Source organism: Luteibacter sp. 1214 (assembly GCF_031455395.1).
Taxonomy (GTDB): domain Bacteria; phylum Pseudomonadota; class Gammaproteobacteria; order Xanthomonadales; family Rhodanobacteraceae; genus Luteibacter; species Luteibacter mycovicinus.
Genome location: NZ_JAVDSQ010000009.1, coordinates 1 through 18,464, shown reverse-complemented (window position 1 = coordinate 18,464; position 18,464 = coordinate 1). Strand labels below are relative to the sequence as shown.

The 18,464-nt window shown below is 66.0% G+C and carries 11 protein-coding genes; 6 read left to right on the top strand and 5 right to left on the bottom strand.

Translation table 11 applies throughout. The features are described from left to right. Positions 1–4 precede the first annotated feature (4 nt). From J2X57_RS17265 to J2X57_RS17255, 3 genes are all read left to right on the top strand, one after another. The gene (locus tag J2X57_RS17265) at positions 5–790 is read left to right on the top strand and encodes an AcvB/VirJ family lysyl-phosphatidylglycerol hydrolase (RefSeq protein ID WP_308845935.1); all 786 of its coding nucleotides are present in this window, start codon (positions 5–7) and stop codon (positions 788–790) included. A gap of 123 nt (positions 791–913) precedes the next feature. Beyond that, on the top strand, positions 914–1,108 hold the full coding sequence (locus tag J2X57_RS17260; protein WP_308845936.1) for a hypothetical protein: 195 nt from the start codon (positions 914–916) through the stop codon (positions 1,106–1,108). Positions 1,109–1,434: 326 nt separating this feature from the next. Then, complete coding sequence (locus J2X57_RS17255; RefSeq protein WP_197056521.1) at positions 1,435–1,602, top strand: hypothetical protein; 168 nt, start codon at positions 1,435–1,437, stop codon at positions 1,600–1,602. Here the strand turns inward: J2X57_RS17255 and J2X57_RS17250 are convergent. Both J2X57_RS17250 and J2X57_RS17245 read right to left on the bottom strand, forming a co-directional pair. After that, positions 1,599–2,375 carry a transporter gene (locus tag J2X57_RS17250; RefSeq protein ID WP_308845937.1) on the bottom strand — a complete coding sequence of 259 codons (777 nt, stop codon included), beginning with the start codon at positions 2,373–2,375 and terminating at the stop codon, positions 1,599–1,601. The two genes, J2X57_RS17255 and J2X57_RS17250, sit on opposite strands and share 4 nt — an antisense overlap. Positions 2,376–2,477: 102 nt before the next feature. Continuing rightward, positions 2,478–4,694 (bottom strand): glycoside hydrolase family 3 C-terminal domain-containing protein, encoded by a 2,217-nt coding sequence (locus tag J2X57_RS17245; protein ID WP_309868979.1) that lies wholly within the window; start codon positions 4,692–4,694, stop codon positions 2,478–2,480. A 131-nt stretch (positions 4,695–4,825) separates the two neighbouring features. Between J2X57_RS17245 and J2X57_RS17240 the strand changes: the two genes are divergently transcribed. Continuing rightward, complete coding sequence (locus tag J2X57_RS17240; RefSeq protein WP_309868976.1) at positions 4,826–9,130, top strand: DEAD/DEAH box helicase; 4,305 nt, start codon at positions 4,826–4,828, stop codon at positions 9,128–9,130. On the opposite strand, the gene J2X57_RS17235 is transcribed toward J2X57_RS17240, so the two are convergent. From J2X57_RS17235 to glk, 3 genes are all read right to left on the bottom strand, one after another. Beyond that, positions 9,131–11,407, bottom strand: coding sequence for a family 20 glycosylhydrolase (locus J2X57_RS17235; protein WP_309868974.1), 2,277 nt, complete (start codon positions 11,405–11,407; stop codon positions 9,131–9,133). Positions 11,408–11,567: 160 nt separating this feature from the next. Next, the gene (locus J2X57_RS17230; protein ID WP_036116803.1) at positions 11,568–14,300 is read right to left on the bottom strand and encodes a TonB-dependent receptor; all 2,733 of its coding nucleotides are present in this window, start codon (positions 14,298–14,300) and stop codon (positions 11,568–11,570) included. A gap of 90 nt (positions 14,301–14,390) precedes the next feature. Continuing rightward, positions 14,391–15,416 (bottom strand): glucokinase, encoded by a 1,026-nt coding sequence (gene glk, locus J2X57_RS17225; RefSeq protein ID WP_051944126.1) that lies wholly within the window; start codon positions 15,414–15,416, stop codon positions 14,391–14,393. A gap of 328 nt (positions 15,417–15,744) precedes the next feature. On the opposite strand from glk, the gene J2X57_RS17220 reads away from it, so the two are divergent. Further along, the gene (locus J2X57_RS17220; protein WP_036116805.1) at positions 15,745–17,034 is read left to right on the top strand and encodes a sugar MFS transporter; all 1,290 of its coding nucleotides are present in this window, start codon (positions 15,745–15,747) and stop codon (positions 17,032–17,034) included. A gap of 65 nt (positions 17,035–17,099) precedes the next feature. Then, a complete protein-coding gene (locus J2X57_RS17215; RefSeq protein WP_036116807.1) occupies positions 17,100–18,128 on the top strand; it encodes a LacI family DNA-binding transcriptional regulator in 1,029 nt (342 codons plus the stop codon). Positions 18,129–18,464 lie beyond the last annotated feature (336 nt).

The following is an 18,464-nucleotide window of genomic DNA, read 5'->3' as shown; positions in this document are numbered from 1 at the left end:
GATCGTGAAAAAAACCCTGCGTTATGTGCTGTCCGCCATCGGCGTCCTCCTCGTGCTCGGCGTGCTGGCATGGCATCCGTGGACGCGTGCGTCCATGGAGAAGTCCACGGTCGAACTTCCCGCCCTGACGGCGCCGCCCAGGGGCCAGGAGGATCTCCTCGTCGTCATCTACTCCGGTGACGGCGGCTGGTGGGATCTCGATCAGCGCCTGGGTGCCGTGTTCACCGGCCGCGGCCTGCCGGTAGCGGGTGTGAGCACGTTCACCTATTTCTGGCGTTATCGCTCGCCGGATGAGTCAGCCCATGACCTCGACGGACTGCTGGACCGTTACACGAAGCTCTGGAACAAGCAGCGCGTGCTGCTGATCGGGTACTCGTTCGGGGCGGACGTGCTGCCGACCATCGTCGGTAAGCTGAGGCCGGACAACCGGGCCAGGCTGACCCAGCTGGTTCTGCTTTCAGCCAGCCGCGACGTCAACTTCGAGATCGAACTCGAGGGCTACATGCAGCAGGGCTGGTGGACGACGCACACTCACAATCTCATGCAGTGGATCCATCCCGTCGTGCACACGGACGCGTTCCCCCCCATGGCCGCGCTGGGTGGCCACCCGCCCATGGCGTGCTACTACGGGACGGAAGACGCGGACGACAGCGGCTGCACCGATCCCAGGCTGCCGGCGTTCGTCACCGTGTACAAGAAGCCCGGTTCGCACCACTTCGATGAGAATTACGACGTCCTGGCGACGGAACTGATCGAACGGATGCCGGCGAAGGCGTCGACATCGCCTTAACGGCTTTTTCGGCCGACGGCTCCTGAAACGCTGTCACAGAACGTTCACCGCCCTGCCACCGAAAGTTTCCTCCTGAGCGCTCAACCTGCCGACTCGGGTGGGAAGTACGGTAGGAGACGATCGATGCAACGCACACCGGGACAACGGGACTACGGATCCTCCGACGCCGCTCGCCTGCGCAGTCTGGCCAGCCGCGGTGTCGCTCTGTCGCCGCCGCAATCACGGCCGGCGACGAGCAAGCACAAGGAGCGCTCGGACGGCAGCCGGTCGGGATCGGGATCGATGAATCCGTCGCACGGTCGTCGCTCGCCCGCCTGAGCGCCGCGCGGGCAGCACCCGGCCCGTGTAGGGCAATCCGGTGCTAATTTTAAGAATCCTCCTATATCCCTCGTCGGATCAGGTACGGAAGATAGCGTCATGTCCCACCGGCCCCGTGCCGCGACGGACTAACGAATCGCCGATGACCGATCCGACGGCAGGATGCCGTCTGTCCCTAGAATCAGGATCGATCCCCCCCTTCATCGGCGGTGGTGCTGCGCCGGCTTCGTCGGGCCGCATCCAGGTGGTTTACCACCCGACCCAGGGACGGTCGTCATGGCCCTCCGCGTGAGCGCGAGGGCCATGTTTTTTTGTAGGCTTGCCCCATGGGCTGCCTACCAATTCCTCTCTTCGCGCTGCTGGGCTTCGGCCTTGGCTACCTTATCGACAACCGTCCGGGCTCGCTGTGGGGCGGCGGAGTCGGGCTGCTGATCGGTCTGGTCGGCACGGCGCTGGTGATACGCGCCATGCGGCGAGCCAATCGATCGCCTTAGGCCTTCTTGCCGAAGAAGACGGAAATTCCCAGACCACCGATGAAGGAAGGACCGTGGCCGCCGATGCGATGCAGGGCATACGCATCCAGTTGCGCATGGTCGCCGATGGTGTAGGCCACACCGCCACCGGCCTGCAGTTCGTTGCCGTCCTCGGCGTCGTGAATGGCGTCGGCTTCGAGGTAGGCCATCCAGTTTTCACCGAACTTGCGGCCGAACGTCGGTGCCAGCGTCCAGCTGTTCCTGCCCTTGAGGCGGTCGACATTGGCGTAAAGCGTATTCTGGTGGTTGTCGTCCGGCTGCCACTGGCCGGTCGCGCCCAGGCTGTACTGCTTCGCGCCGTTGCCGAAATCCTCGTCGCCGTTGGCGAAGGTGACGTTGGCCAGCGCGGCCCAGCTGAAGCCGTTGCCGCTATCGGACGAGCCACCCGGTGCGATCTTCACACCGACGTTGGTGTCGCCGTGGCCGACGGCATGGCGACGCGAGCCCATGCCGCGTTCTTCCAGACGGTTCCAGGCGGAGCCACCGACCTGAAGTTCAGCCGGACCACCGAGCCCGATGCGGATGAGGCTGTCGGCGCTGTACGTGCGATCGAGATAGCCGTCCTGACGCTGGCGTTCGTAGGTCGGCAGGCCCTGTTCGAGCGCCAGCGTGCCGGCGGGGAGGACGCTGGTGGCGAAGCCGGCGCCGGGACGGTCGAAGTCCGGCGGATCGGCGAACGCCGGACCGGCGAGAGACAGGAGTAAAGCGGCGGTGAGGACGGGGCGCAGGTTCATGCGTGCATTTTGGCGATCGGGTGTCGCGACGCCGTGCAGGCCGTCGCGACCGGGCTCGCCGGCAGCGCCGGCTCCCACCAGCACCTCGCCCCTACCCCGACCTCAGGGTGCCTTGACGACCGGAAAGCTCTCACCGATCGTCACGACCTTCTCGCCAGCGACATCCGTCGCCGAGCGGGCGAGCCGCACGGTGTAAGCACCGGGCGCCACGCGCCAGCGCTTGCCGGCGTTGTCGTAGCGCGCCAGCGCGAGCGGCTCGAGCGGGATGTCGACGCGACGGCTCGCACCCGGCCCGAGCGCGACCTTGCTCCACCCGGCCAGACGGCGCGTGGCCGCATCGGGCGCGGTGACGTAGATCTGTGGCACATCGGCGGCGGCGACCTTGCCGGTGTTCTTCACCGTCACATGCGCCACCGGGTTGCCCTTCGCGTCCTTATCGACCGCGAAGTCGCTGTAGGCAAAGCTCGAGTAGGTCAGGCCGTAGCCGAAAGCGAACAGCGGCTCGCGCTTCGTCTTCTCGAACCAGCGGTAGCCGACATCGGCCCCTTCGATGTTGTAGTCGATGCTGTCCGCCGGCGCGTCCTTGTTGCCCAGGCCAGCCGCCTGAATCACCGGGCGCGGCAGCTGCGATTCGTCCTTCGGCCAGCTGACCGGCAGACGACCCGAGGGCGAGACTTCGCCGTACAGCAGGCGCGCGATCGCGTCGCCGCCGCCCGAGCCCGGGTACCAGGCCTGCAGCACACCGCCGACGCTGTCGAGCCACGGCATCTTCACCGCGCCATTGGTTTCCAGCACGACGACGGTCTTCGGATTGGCTTTCGCCACGGCGGCGACCAGGGCGTTATCGGCCGCCGAAAGCCCCATGTCGGGCGCGTCATACGATTCGGCAGCCCACTTGCTGACGAAGACCACCGCCACGTCGGCGGACGCGGCGGCCTTCGCGGCGGCCGCGGCATCGGTGCCGGCGTCGAAGCTGACCTTCTCGCCCAGCTGCTTCATGAAAGTCAGCGGCGCGGAGGCGTGATAGCGCACGGGACCCGGCCAGCCCGTGGGCTCCAGGCCCGGCACCGGATCGCCGCCTTCATCGGTGACGGTCGACGAACCACCGCCCGCGAGCACGCCCTTGTCGGCGTGGGCACCGATCACCACGACCGACTGGCCCTTGCGCGACAGCGGCAGCAGGCCACCCTCGTTGCACAGCAGGACCGCGCCGGCTTCCAGACCGTCACGAGCGATGCGACGGTCGGCCACGTAGGGGACCGGCTTCGTCGCCCTGGTGGGGATCGGGTCGTCGATGACGCCGTGGGCGAACAGGCTGCGCATGATCCGCTTCGCCATGTCGTCCAGCCGCGCCTTCGGCACCTCGCCCGAGGCGACGGCCTTCCGCAGCGGCTGATCGAAGAACACTTCCTTGTCGAACACCTCGCCCGCCGATTCCTGATCCAGACCGGCCAGCGCGGCCTTGGCGCCGCTGTGAACGCCGCCCCAGTCGGACATGACGAAGCCCTTGAAGCCCCATTCCTGCTTCAGCACCTGGTTGAGCAGCCAGTCGTGCTCGCCCGCGAAGGTGCCGTTGATGCGGTTGTACGAAGACATCACCGAGGCGGGATCCCCGTGGGCGATGGCGATCTGGAAGGCCAGCAGGTCGGACTCGCGCAGGGCGACCGGGTCGATCTCGGCGCTGTGCGTGTTGCGGCCGGTCTCCAGGTCGTTGATGGCGAAGTGCTTCACCGTCGCGACGATCTTCGCCTCCTGCACACCCTTCACGGTGGCACCGACGATGGTGCCGGCGAGCACCGGGTCTTCACCCGCGTATTCGAAGTTGCGGCCGTTGCGCGGGTCGCGCACGAGGTTCACGCCGCCGGACAGAAGCACGCCGTAGCCCTTGCCGCGCGCTTCGCCACCGATCATCCGACCGCCGGCATGGGCGATGGCGGTATCGAAACTGGCCGCGGTGGCAAGGCCGGCCGGCAGCGAGATCGCGCCCTTACCGTCGATGCCGGGCTTGTTCACGCCAAGGCCGGCGTCCGTTTCGTTGATGGCGGGCAGACCGAGGCGGGGCAGGGCCGGGACGTAGCCGGCACCGCCGACCGCACCCTCGGGCACGCCATGCTTGTCGCTGGCCAGGCCGAAGTCCGAACGGATGATGCGGAATTTCTCATCGTCGGTCATCGCCGAGACCAGCAGCTCGGCACGGCGGTCCGGCGACAGCGAGCGGTCCATCCAGGGCCGTCCGGGCGGCGTGGCGGCGCTGACAGAGGCGGAGAGGCCCGCGGCGACGGCGAAGGCGAGGGCGGAGCGGCGCGCGATATCGGACATGGTTTTCCATTCGATCCGGGGGGAAACGAGCAACCATCGCCAAGTAACGTTTTCATCGCAACCGGCGAGACGGGTGAGGGTTAGTCTAGAGGCTTGTCCGGCAAGCCGTCGGCCCCCACTTAAGTGGTTCAATGAATTCACAAAAGTCGACGCCGCTCGCCGCTTTTCATCCGGCCGTCGCGGCCTGGTTCGCGAACACGTTTCCGGCGCCCACGGAGGCGCAGGTCGCCGCGTGGCCGGCGATCCGCTCGGGGCGCCCGACGCTGGTCGCCGCGCCCACGGGCTCGGGCAAGACACTGACCGCCTTCCTTTCCGCCATCGACGCGCTGGTGCGCGAAGGCGTGCGTGACGGCGGTCTGCGCGACCGCACCACCATCCTGTACGTCTCGCCGCTCAAGGCCCTGTCGAACGACATCCGGATCAACCTCGAGGCGCCCCTGGCGGGCATTCGCGAGCAGTTGCGCCAGCAAGGCCTGCCCGACCTCGAGATCCGCACCGCGGTACGCACCGGCGACACCCCGTCGTCGGACCGCGAGCGCATGAAGCGTCGGCCGCCGCACATCCTGGTGACCACGCCGGAATCACTCTACGTGTTGCTGGGCTCCGACTCGGGCCGGACGATGCTGCGCGACGTGCGAGAGGTCATCGTGGACGAGATCCACGCGGTGGCCGCGAGCAAGCGCGGCAGTCATATGGCGGTATCGCTGGAGCGGCTGGAAGCGCTCGCGCAGCGTCGCATTACGCGTATCGGCCTGTCCGCCACGCAGAAGCCGATCGAGAAGGTCGCCGCCTTCCTGACCGGGGGCGCGCACGACGACTGCGCCATCATCGACATCGGGCATGCGCGCAAGCGCGACCTCGCCCTCGAAGTACCGCCCGTACCGCTCGAAGCGGTGATGTCCAACGACATGTGGGAGCTGGTCTACAACCGGCTGGCCAACCTGATCGAGCAGCACCGCACCACCCTGATTTTCGTCAATACGCGGCGCATGGCCGAACGTCTCTCGCGCCATCTCTCCGAGCGGCTGGGCCGCGACGCGGTGACGGCGCACCATGGCAGCCTGTCGCGCGATCAGCGTCTCGACGCCGAGCAACGCCTGAAGAAAGGTGAGTTGCGCGCCCTGGTGGCGACCGCGTCGCTCGAGCTGGGTATCGATATCGGCGACATCGACCTGGTCTGCCAGATCGCGTCGCCGCGCTCGATCGCGGCGTTTCTGCAACGCGCGGGCCGTGCGAGCCACAACGTCGGCGGTACCCCGAAAGCCCGCCTCTTCCCCACGTCGCGTGACGACCTGATCGAGTGCACGGCGCTGCTGGATTGCGTACGCCGCGGCGAGCTCGACGCGCTGATCATGCCGCACGAGCCACTCGACGTCCTGGCCCAGCAGATCGTCGCCGAAGTGTCGTGCCAGGAATGGGACGAGGACGCCTTGTACGATCTCATCCGTCGCGCGTATCCCTTCCGCGAACTGAGCCGGACCACCTTCGACGAGACCGTGCGCATGCTGGCCGAAGGCTTCACCACGCGCGTGGGCCCGCGGGGGTCGTACATTCATCGCGACGCGGTCAACAAACGCCTGCGTGAGCGTCGAGGTGCCCGGCTGACCGCCGTGACCTCGGGCGGTACGATCCCCGAGACGGGCGATTACAACGTCCTGCTGGAACCGCAATCGACCGTGGTCGGCACCGTCAACGAAGACTTCGCCGTGGAGAGCCTGGCGGGCGACGTCTTCCAGCTGGGCAACCGTTCCTACCGGATCATCCGCGTGGAGATGGGCCGCCTGCGCGTCGAGGATGCGCAAGGGCAGCCGCCGAACATTCCGTTCTGGCTGGGCGAGGCACCGGGCCGTACCGATGAGCTGTCCATCGGTGTGTCGCGCCTGCGTACCGACATCTCGGCAAAGTTCGACGAAGGCGGTCGCGAGGGCGCGCTCGACTGGCTGATGTCCGACCTCGGCCTTTCGAAAGCGGCCGCGGAACAGATCGTGGACTACCTGTTCCGTGCACGCGCGGCGCTGGGTGCGTTGCCTACCCGCGAAACGCTGGTCATGGAGCGTTTTTTCGACGAATCCGGCGGCACGCAGCTGATCATTCACACGCCTTACGGCAGCCGGATCAACCGGGCGTGGGGCCTCGCCCTGCGCAAACGTTTCTGCCGCAAGTTCAACTTCGAACTGCAGGCGGCCGCCACCGAAGACGCCATCGTGCTTTCGTTGTCGACCAGCCACAGCTTCCCGCTCGATGAAGTCGCGCGTTACCTGCACTCGAATTCGGCGGAGCACGTGCTGATCCAGGCCTTGCTCGATGCGCCGCTGTTCGGTGTGCGCTGGCGCTGGAACGCGACCACCGCGCTGGCGTTGCCGCGCTTCACCGGCGGCAGGAAAGTCGCACCGCAATTGCAGCGGATGAAAAGCGAAGATCTGCTGGCCACGGTATTCCCCGATCAGGTCGCCTGCGCGGAAAATCTGGTCGGCGAGCGGGAAGTGCCCGACCATCCGCTGGTGAAGCAGACGCTGGAAGACTGCCTGCATGAAGCGATGGACAGCGAAGGATGGCTGACGATTCTTCGTGGCCTCGAGTCGGGAGCGATCAGGATGGTGGCGCGCGACCTCGCCACACCGTCGCCCCTGGCCGCCGAGGTGCTCAGCGCCGCCCCCTACGCCTTCCTCGACGACGCGCCGCTGGAGGAGCGTCGTACGCAGGCCGTGCAGTCGCGGCGCTGGAACGATGCCGAGACCGCCGACGATCTCGGCCGGCTCGACGCAGACGCCATCGCGTCGGTGCGCGAGGAAGCATGGCCGGAGGCGCGCAGTGCCGATGAGATGCATGAGGCGCTGGTGCAGCTCGGCGCGGTGACCGAGGCGGAAGTGTCGCAAAACACGAGCTGGGCGAAGCTGCTCGCCGCACTGGCGAAAGATGCGCGCGCGACGGCCTTGTCGACCGGCACCACGACCCTGTGGGTCGCGGCGGAACGCCTGCCCGCGTGGCGCGCCATCCACCCGGACGCCAGACTGACACCCGCCATTGCCGCGCCGGCCGAGTTCGAGTCGCCGCTGTGGACGCCCGAATCGGCGCTGATCGATTTGGTACGCGGACGCCTCGGCGGTCTCGGCCCGGTCCCGGCGGGTGTGCTTGCTTCATCGCTCGGGGTCTCCACAAGCGACGTGGATCTCGCGCTGACCTCGCTGGAAACCGAGGGCTACGTCATGCGCGGGCCGTTCTCGCCCGGCGTGACGGACAACGAGTGGTGCGAGCGTCATCTGCTCGCACGCATCCATCGGTACACCATCGGGCGCCTGCGTCGCGAAATCGAACCGGTCGCACCGCGCGACTACCTGCGCTTCCTGCTCGACTGGCAGCACCTGACCCGGGCCACTCAGGTCGCCGGTCCGGACGCGCTGGCGGGCGTCATCGGCCAGCTCGAAGGGTTCGAGGCGGCCGCTGGCGCGTGGGAATCCGAACTGCTGCCCGCGCGCGTCGGTGATTACGGTATCGGCTGGCTGGACGACCTCTGCCGTGCGGGCCGGGTCGTATGGAGCCGTCTCCGTCTGAGCACGGGCAGTGGCGGCCCCGTGCGCGCGACACCCATCGTGCTGCTGCCGCGTCGCCAGCTGTCGGTGTGGTCCGCCGCCGCACCACCGCCCGATGTCGAGACCGTGCTGTCTTCACGTGCGGAGGCGGTAGCCGATGCGTTACGCGATGAAGGCGCGTTGTTCTTCGACGAGATCGCGACGACGACTCGTCTCCTGCGTACCGAACTGGAGGATGCACTGGGCGAACTGGTCGCGGCGGGCCGCGTCACGGCGGACAGCTTCGCCGGCTTACGTGCGTTGCTGCTGCCCGCGGCGAAGCGTAACGGGAGCCGTCACCGCCGCACCCGGCGGCACATGCTCAGCGGCATCGAAGACGCGGGCCGCTGGTCGCTCGCGCGCCGGCCCAGCGAACAACGCAACGATGCGGATGGCCTGGAGCACATCGCACGCACGCTGCTGCGTCGCTACGGTGTGGTCAGCTGGAAGATTCTCGAGCGCGAGGCCGCGTGGCTGCCGTCATGGCGCGAACTGCGTCGTGTATATCACCGGCTGGAAGCGCGCGGGGAGATTCGCGGCGGGCGCTTCGTCGACGGTCTGGTCGGCGAGCAGTTCGCCTTGCCGGAGGCGTTGCCCGCGTTGCGGCAGATCCGTCATCGCGAGCACGACGGCGAGATCGTCTGCATCGCGGGGACGGACCCGGCGAATCTGGTCGGCAACGTCGTGGCTTCGGTGAAAGTGCCTTCGGTCATCGGCAACCGCATCGCCATCCGTGACGGGATTCCGCTGGCGGCGATGGTGGCGGGGAAGTTCGTCACGCTCACGCCGCTCGAGGGTGATGACGAGCGGGAAGCGCGCGGCGCGTTGCAGCGCCACGCGACCTTCCCGACCGCGTTGTCGTTTTAATCAGCGCAGCTGGATATCGCCGATCACCCAGAGCTTCGGGCCGGGCTTGCCCGTGACCACGAAGCAGAGATCATGCGTCCCCTCGCGCTTGGGCAGGATGCCCTGCAAGGTGGCGCGGCTGTCCTTCGCGGGCGCCAGCGGGATGGTGCTCAGCTTCGGGCCGTCGCAGGTGTCCTGATGTACTTCGATCTCACCAGCCGCCGAGCGCGCCTTGCGTGACACGATGCCCGCCGTGTCCTTCCACAGGGCGTAGTTGTACGGCAGGCGGTCGACCGTGACATCGACGCCATAGCGACCATCGAGCCTGACCCCCTTCCACACCCAGCACGTATTCATGATGTCCACCTTGTAGACCGGGCGGACGCCATCGACGGCGTTGGCGGCCTCGATGCGCAGCACGAGCTTGTCGCCGCAGGTGTCGAGCTCATCGCTGGAGCGGTGCAGCAGCGACTTCGCATCGATCGCGCGATCGCGCGGGCCGGCAAGACCGAAGCCACCCGCGAAGGCATTCGCACGCACCGTCGTCGGCAACGCGACGTCGAAGGGCGCGCTGTACGCGGTGGACTGCGCGGTCGGTGCCGAACCGTCGGTGGTGTAGCGGATCGTGCCGTAGCCGCTCTGGGTCGAGAGCGTGACGCGCGCCTTGTCGTCCGCGGCGGCCTCCGTGGCGATCGCTACCGCATAGACGCTGTCCGCCGGGACGATACCCGCCGCGCGATAGCGCGACATCTGCGCCGGCAGCCTTGCGATGAAGCTGTTCCAGTCGGCCTTCGGCGACCAGGTGCGCTCGGCGACCGCGGCGATACGCGGGAAGATGGCGTGCTGAATGCGGTACCAGTTGGGCTGGTACTCGGTGAAGAGCGTGACCTGCTCACCAAGCACGTGGTCGGCCTTGTCGGGCGCGATATCCGACGGCACCGGTTCGAAATCGTAGAGGGTCTTCAGCGTCTGGCCGGACGGGCGGCCCGGCGGCTCGTCCGGCAGCGTGGACTGCAGCTGGTCGAGGTACAGCGTCGGCGACGGCGCCATGACCACATCGTGGCCGGCATTCGCCGCCTTGATCGCGCCCCTGGTCCCGCGCCACGACATGACGGTGGCGGTGGCCGGCACCTTGCCGTCGAGGATCTCGTCCCAGCCGATCAGGCGGCGACCGTGCTTGTCCAGGTAGTCGCCGATGCGGGCGACGAACCAGCCCTGCATCTTCTCTTCATCCGTGATGCCCAGCGACTTCATCTTCGCCTGCACCGCCTTCGAATGTTCCCACTCGTCCTTGGCCGCCTCATCGCCACCGACGTGGATATACGTCGACGGGAAGATCGCCATGACCTCGTCGAGCACGTCCTGCATGACCACGAAGGTGGCGTCGTCGGTATTGAACAAGGCCGTGTTGACGCCCCAGTCGCCGGAGACCGCCAGCTTCTTGCCGTTGCCGAGCTTCGGGTAGGACGCGACCGCCGCCTGCGCATGACCGGGCATTTCGATTTCCGGCACGACGGTGATGTGGCGCTCGGCGGCATAGGCGACGATCTGCTTCGCCTCGTCCTGCGTGTAGAAGCCGCAGTACGGCTTGTCATCGCCACCGGTGAGGGCGACGTCCGGACCGATCGCCTTGCGGCAGGCACCGGTCTCGGTGAGCTTCGGATACTTGTCGATCTGCAGTCGCCAGCCCTGGTCGTCGGTGAGGTGCCAGTGGAAGGTGTTGAGCTTGTGCATCGCCATCTGGTCGAGCAGGTGCTCGATCTCGCTCACCGACTGGAAATGCCGGCTGGAGTCGAGCATCAGGCCGCGCCATTCGAAGCGCGGGGCATCGACGATGTGCACGCCGGGCACGCCGCCTTGGGCCGCCGGATCGGTCAGCAGCTGCCAGTAGGTCACCGCGCCGTAGAAGAGGCCTGTTTCATCGTTGGCGGCGATGCGCACGCCCTTGCCGTCGACGTCGAGCGTATAGGCCTCGCGGCCCTTGATCGCCGCACTGGTGGCCAGGCTGATGCCGCCCGACTTCGGCTTGCCCTCGACGATGGCGAGAGTGATGCCGCGCGCCTGACGAACCCAGCTCTGCAGCTGAGCGGCGACGTGCTTCGCCGCGGTATCGCCGGGCGTCACCGCGATGGTCGCCGTGGCATCGAGCTTGAAGCGGCCCGGCGTGCGCTGAAGCTGCGCAGGCTGCGGAATGAGGGAAAGCGGCATGTTATCGACGGGACCCGTCTCGCGTTTCGGCTGCTGATCGGCACAAGCGGTGAGGCCGACGGCCAGGGCGAGCAGGAGGGTACGGCGCATCGATGACTCCGGAGGTCTGACGTTCGGGCCACGATTGTGGCGAACCATCGTGACGGTGGGAAGCAAAAAAAAGCGGGCCCGATAAGGAGGATCGGGCCCGTGGGGAATGGAGCTTCAGAGGGGTTGGCGGCCATCCATGGCCGCCCGGACGTACCGCGTATCAGAGGTCGAAGTGCACCGAGGCCATGTAGCGGCGGCCGGTGGTGTACTTGGCGACCGGCATCGAGGTGACGGTCAGGTACTGCTTGTACTTCTCGTTGGTCAGATTCATGCCTGCGAGCGTGAACGAGACCGCCTTGTTGAGTTTCCAGCCGAGCGTGGCACCCAGGTCGCCATAGTCGGCCGTGGTGGCCGGCGGCGCACCGGCGATGTAACCGCCGGCCAGATACTTGCTGCGCCAGTTGTACGTGACGCGGGCACTGAAGGGACCGTTCTCGTAGTACGGGCTGATCGAGTAGGCGTTCTGCGAGTTGTACGGCAGGGCGCCGCCGGAATCGAGCGTACCCTTGGCGTAGGTATAGCTCGCCGTCGTGCCGAAGCCGGTATCCCAGAACGCCTGCTGATAGCTGATGCTGCCGCCGCGAACCTTGCCCGAGCCGGTATTGCGCGGACGGCTGATCGAGTACGTGCAGAAGCCGTCGGCGGTGCACAGACCCTGCGCGACCTGACGTGCGAACGTCGTCGGATCGTTGACCAGGCCGGAGTTGAACTGCGTCTCGTTGGCCGAGTCGACGACCGTGTAGTTGTCGATCTGCTTCAGGAAGCCAGTGACGGCCAGGTAGGACTGCGGTGCGAAATACCATTCGGCGGAGACCGAGTAGTTCTTCGACTTATAGTCCTTCAGGTCCGGGTTGCCACCCGAGCCGGTCAGCACCGAATCGTTGAGGAACAGGTTGTTCACCTGCATGTTGTACGGCGGACGCGCGATCACCTTGGCGGCTGCGGCACGCAGCACGACTTCATCGGTCAGGTCGTACGCGACGTTGAGGCTGGGCAGCCAGTTTTTCGACGTACGCGACGAGGTCTGCCACGAACCGGCCGGTGCCGGGAGCACCGGGGCGCCGCTGTAGTTGAAGCCCGAGCCGTCGGTCTTGGTGTCGACGTAGCGGATACCGAAGTTGCCGTGGAAACCGCCACCCGCGAAATTCGCCTGGGCGTAAGCGGCATTGGTCTTTTCGACCAGGTTATACGTGCCGTTGAGGTACGTACCCGGGTCTTCGTTGCCACCGTTGGTGTTACGCACCCACGCGTACTGTGCTGCCTTGTCCGGCATCACGTGGCTCGCGGAACCGTCGAGGCCATCGAGAGCGTCCAGCGTGTGGGTGAAACCGCCGAAGCCGAGCGCGGCAAGGTTGGTCGGTGCGTTGCCACCATAGACATGCGCCTGCATGCCTTCTTCATGACGATTCCAGCGGTAGCCGACGGCCACTTCGTTGATGAAGGAATCGAAATACTTCGAAAAATCGAGCTGACCGTACGTATCGCGTGACGATGCGGAATAGTTGCCGTAGTTGCCCGGCCAGCCGCCGAGGCCGTCGACGTCACCCATGTGCCAGTTGGCCGGATCGCGTGCGGCGGCGGGGCTGTCGAAATTGAAGCCCTTGTTGATGTCCCAGGTGTAACCGCCGGCGTACACCGGCTCCATCACCGCCTGAGAAATGCTGTTGTTTTCGGCCTTGCTGTAACCGGCGGCGCCGGACACCTTCCAGCTGTCGCCACGGTACTCGGACTTCAGGTCGAAAGCCGACGTGCGCACGACCGACTTGCGAATGTTGCTGTCGAACGTGTCCTGCGCGATGGCCGGGCAGTTCGGCGAGTCGTTGCCGCAGACATGGCCGCCCGTGACGACGCCGTTCGGACCCTGGTTGAAGCTGGTCACGTTACCCGGCGTGGCGCCCGTGAACGGATACAGCGACTGGTTCCAGTTGTCGAAGTTCTCGCGGACGAACAGGCTGTTGATGTCGATGTCCCAGTTGTTCGTGGGACGAATCTGGAAACCGAGCGTCGCGGTGTCGCGCTTGCGCTTCTGCTGGAACCACGCCGAGTTGATCTCGTCGGGCACCTTGGCATTCGGATCGAGCGTGCCGTTGGCGATGCCGGCGGCGACGGCCGGGCTGGCGGCCCACTTGGATACCGGGCTGTAACTGAAGATCTCGAAGCCCTGGCGGTCGATCTTCTCTTCGTAATGCTGGATGGAACTGATGATGCCGAAGGTCTTGCTGTCGTTATGCCAGCTGTACAGCGCCGAGCCGTTCGGGCGCGAGCCCGCCGTGCCCTGGTCGTTATAGTTCAGACCGAACGAACCGCGAACGGTGTTGGCCGGCAGGTCGAGCGGCTGCAGTGTGTGCAGGAGCACGGTACCGCCAAGGCTGCCTTCGGTCAGGCGTGCTTCGGGCGACTTGTAGACTTCCAGGCGACCGACGATTTCCGGCGCCAGCATGGTGAAATCGAAGCCACGGTTCGGCTGCGCACCGTACTGCCACGGCGTCTGCGACACGGGCTGGCCGTTCAGGAACGTCAGGTTGAGACTGGGATCGGTGCCGTCGATCGACACGCGGTCGCCCTGGCCGAACTGACGGTCGATGGTGACGCCCGGGATCTGCGTCATCGCTTCGGCGACGTTGGTGTTGGGGAACTTGCCGATGTCTTCGGCCGTTACGGCCTCGACGATCGCGTCGGCATTGCGCTTGGTGTCCAGCGACTTCTCGAGACTGGCCCGGATGCCGGTAACGGTGACGCCCTCGAGCTGCGCGGCCTTGGCGGCGTCAGCTTTTTCCTGGGCGGTCTGCGTCTTCGCAGGTGCTGTCGACGCGTCCTGCGCGGCGGCCATACCCGTGAAACAACACAATCCGGCGATGATGCTCGCCGCGAGCAGGTTTCTACGATGCGACATGGTGTCCTCCCCTCAGAGGAAAAGCTTTCGTTGCTATCGAAGGGTCTTGCGACCCGGTGGCTTACTGAGCCTGCGTTCCTTTCCCGCTCTTCACTGAGCGGTCGAACCGTGCAGGTAGAGACCGGCGGCACCGATCACTCCCAACTGTCCGTGGTCCATCAGACGTACCGGCACTTGCTGGAGAAAGGCGCGCATCACGCCCTTGTTGAAGAACCTGTTGGCAAAGCTGCTGGCGAGCAGGTGATCGCGGACCTGGGGCAGGATGCCGCCAGCCAGGAACACACCGCCGCGTGCGCCGTAGAGCATCGCGAGATCGCCGACGAAACTGCCGAGCACGCCGCAGAACACATCCAGCGCTTCCACGGCGGCGGGGTCGCCTCCGCTGAGTGCGGCGCTGGTGACAGCGGCCGGTTCGGTCAGGGTCGCGGGCGTCCCGCGCAGCGTCGAAATGGCTTTGTAGAGGTTGACGAGGCCCGGGCCCGAGAGGGCGGTCTCGTACGACACGTAATCGCGGCCGCGGGCGAGTTCGCCGAGGATGGCGACCTCGCGCTCGTTGCCCGGCGCGAAGGAAATCTGACCGGCCTCGGTCGGCAGCACGGTGGCGTGCGGCGAGCCCGGCAGGAGCACCGCCGATCCCAGGCCCGTACCCGGACCCATCACCAGGATCGGACCGACGGCCGGCTCGGCGCTGGTCTCGATGATGGCGGTGGTTTCGTGGCTGCGCAGGAACTGGCAGGCGTAGGCCACCGCTTCGAAATCGTTGACCACGGCCAGGCCGTGCAGTCCGAGGGTTTCACGGATGTCACCGATGGAGACCGGCCAGGGCAGGTTCTCGTTGACGATGGCGTCGCCCAGTACGTAACCGGCGCTGGCCACGGCGCAGTGTTCGATCGCTTCATGGCCGTCGAGACGGCCGATGAAATCGCCGAGCACGGCGGTCAGGCTGGGCCAGTCGGCGCAGGCATAGCGCTCGTAGCGCAGGACATCGATGGCATTCGAACCGGACGAACGACGGACCAGGCCGATACGGGCATGCGTTCCGCCCACGTCGGCGGCGATGAACGCCCCGGACCGCGACGCACGCAGAAGATCCCGCTGTTTGGCCGATTCGCCCACGCCCTGCCCCTTGATGCCCCTGATTCGTCTTCAGTCTGTGATCGGAATGACAACGTTGTCAACAGGACAAATGGCTAGGACATTGCGCAATCGATCACGCACTGCAACAGGAAACGGTTTCACATGACGTCGACGGCCTCCACGACCTTGCGTCGCACGGCCTCGCGGCGGGCATGGGGTTGGCGCGCAAGCGGTTTGACGCGCCGCGACATCGAAAGTCAGAAATGGGGCCGGTCGTTTTCGTCGCGCGATTCTTCCGATTGACAACGTTGCGCACACGAGTCAATAAAGGGACAAATTAGGGGCATACCACGTGAGGGGAACATCCATGTCATCCACTGCAGGTGCTGTCGAAGAGACACGCCATTCCAGCCTGGTACCGATGATCATCATCGGCGTCCTGTTCTTCATCTTCGGCTTCGTGACCTGGCTCAACGGGCCGTTGATCACGTTCGTCAAGCTGGCCTTCAACCTGGACGACGTCAACGCCTTCCTCGTACCGATGGCCTTCTATCTCTCGTACTTTTTCCTCGCCCTGCCCTCGTCCTTCATCCTGAAGAAGACCGGCATGAAGAAGGGCATGGGTCTTGGCCTGTTCGTCATGGCCATCGGCGCCGTGATGTTCGGCCAGTTCGTCACGATGCGTATCTATCCGGGCGCACTGACCGGTCTGTTCGTGATCGGCGCCGGCCTCTCGCTGCTGCAGACCGCGTCCAATCCGTATATCTCGATCCTCGGTCCGATCGACAGCGCGGCCCAACGCATCGCGTTCATGGGCATCTGCAACAAGATCGCCGGCGCGCTCGCACCCTTCGTGTTCGGCGCCGTGGTCATGAGCAACATCGGCTCGTTCGACAAGCAGATCGCCGCCGCGGCGACACCTGGTGAAAAAGACGCGCTGCTGGCCGCGTTCGCGGCCAAGGTGCACATGCCCTACATGGTGATGGCGGCACTGCTGGTCGTGCTCGCGGTCTGGGTGGTGCGTTCGTCGCTGCCTGAAATCAAGGCGTCGCACGACAATTCCGAGCGGGCCATCGGTCATGACAAGGGCAGCGTTTTCAGCTTCCCGCATCTGTGGCTGGGCGTGCTCTGCCTGTTCGTGTATGTGGGTGTGGAAGTGATGGCCGGCGATGCCATCGGCACGTACGGTCAGGGCTTCGGCATGACGCCCGAAGACACCAAGCACTTCACCTCGTATACCTTGTTCGCCATGCTGCTCGGCTACGTCGCGGGCCTGCTGCTGATTCCGAAATTCGTGTCGCAGCAGCGCTATCTTGCGATTTCGGCGATTCTCGGTGTGCTGTTCTCGATCGGCACGTACGTGACCACCGGTTACACCTCGGTCGCCTTCGTCGCCGCGCTGGGTTTCGCCAACGCGATGATGTGGCCGGCGATCTTCCCGCTGGCGATCAAGGGGCTCGGCCGCCTGACCGAATTCGGCTCGGCCTTCCTGATCATGGGCATCGCCGGTGGTGCGCTCATTCCGCAGATTTTCGCGCACCTCAAGCAGGTCTATGACTTCCAGGCCGTGTTCCTCTGCGTCATGGTCCCCTGCTACCTGTACATCCTTTACTACGGCGCGGCCGGCCACCGGGTCGGCCAGCACGGCGGCAGATAAGCCGGTATCTTCGCTCCGCGGCGGCCATCCAGTAGGATGGCCGTCCTGCTATCGAGGGTCGTAGATTGCGAAGCCCTACCATCAAGGACGTGGCCGAACGGGCCGGCGTGTCACTGAAGACCGTCTCCCGTGTCATCAACCACGAGCCGTCCGTCCACGCCCGCACCCGTGAAAAGGTGCAGCGCGCTATCGATGCGCTGGATTACCAACCCGACCAGGCCGCCCGCAGCCTGCGCAGCCAGCGCACGTATGCGCTGGGTCTGGTGTATGACAATCCCAATGCGCACTACGTCATCGCCATGCAGAACGGCGTGCTCTCGGTCTGCCGCGAGCGCGGCTTCGGCCTGCAGATCCATCCCTGCGATTCGTCGCTGCCCAAGCTGGCCGATCAGCTGTGCGATCTGGTCCGGCGCAACCGGCTGGCCGGCCTCGTTCTTTGCCCGCCGATGTCCGAGCAGCCGAAGCTGCTCGCCGCGCTGACCGAGCAGAAGGTGCCGTTTGTACGGATCATTTCCGCGCGGCAGGATCCCCAGGACGGCTGGCCGTGCGTTTTCGTCGACGACCGTGACGCGGCGTATGCCATTACCGAGCATCTGATCCAGCTGGGCCATCACCGCATCGGCTTCCTCTGGGGTGGCAAGGAGCACCGGTCGAGCCCGGAGCGCTATCAGGGTTATGAGGATGCGCTGCGCGAATATGGCCTGCCGGTCGACAAGAAGCTGGTGGTTGAGGGCGACTATTCGTTCGACGATGGTTTTCGTGGCGCGCGCAAGCTGCTTGCGCTGAAGGAGCCGCCTACCGCGATCTTCGGATCTAACGACGAGATCGCAGCCGGTGTCCTTGCTGCCGCGCGTTCGGGCGGTGTCGACGTGCCGTGGGAGCTGTCGATCGCCGGTTTTGAGGACAGTCCGTTTTCGAAGCAATCCTGGCCGGCGCTGACCACCGCGCGGCAGAACACCGAGGAAATCGGCCGGCATGCGGCGCAGCGGTTGATCGCGGAACTCGAACACGACGATCCGGCGCATGTGCTGGCCAACGAGGGCTTCAGTCCGGATCTGGTGGTGCGTGGGTCGACGGCGCCGCGGCGGCTCTGAGCGGTTCGGGTTCGGGTTCGGGCTCGGCTTCGCCTTCGCGGCGGCATTTGCGCTGAGGGCAAGGCGCCGTCGGGTGCCATTCTCGTCGCTAGGTCCTCCTTCGGCCTTCGCCTACGTGCGGAAGCGCTCCGAGAACGACACCCGACGGCACCCTCCATGCCGTGCGGTTTATGGGCAGCAAGCGCAAAGCGGCGTCCCGACTCAGAACCGCGCTTTGCTCGCGCCGAAATGCGATGCCACGTATGGAGGGGAGTCGTGGGGGGGTGTTTGTGGGGGGCGTGCCCCCGCAGGCGAAGGGCGGTGGGGGGCCAAGCGGCCGGGACAGCCGCCCACCGG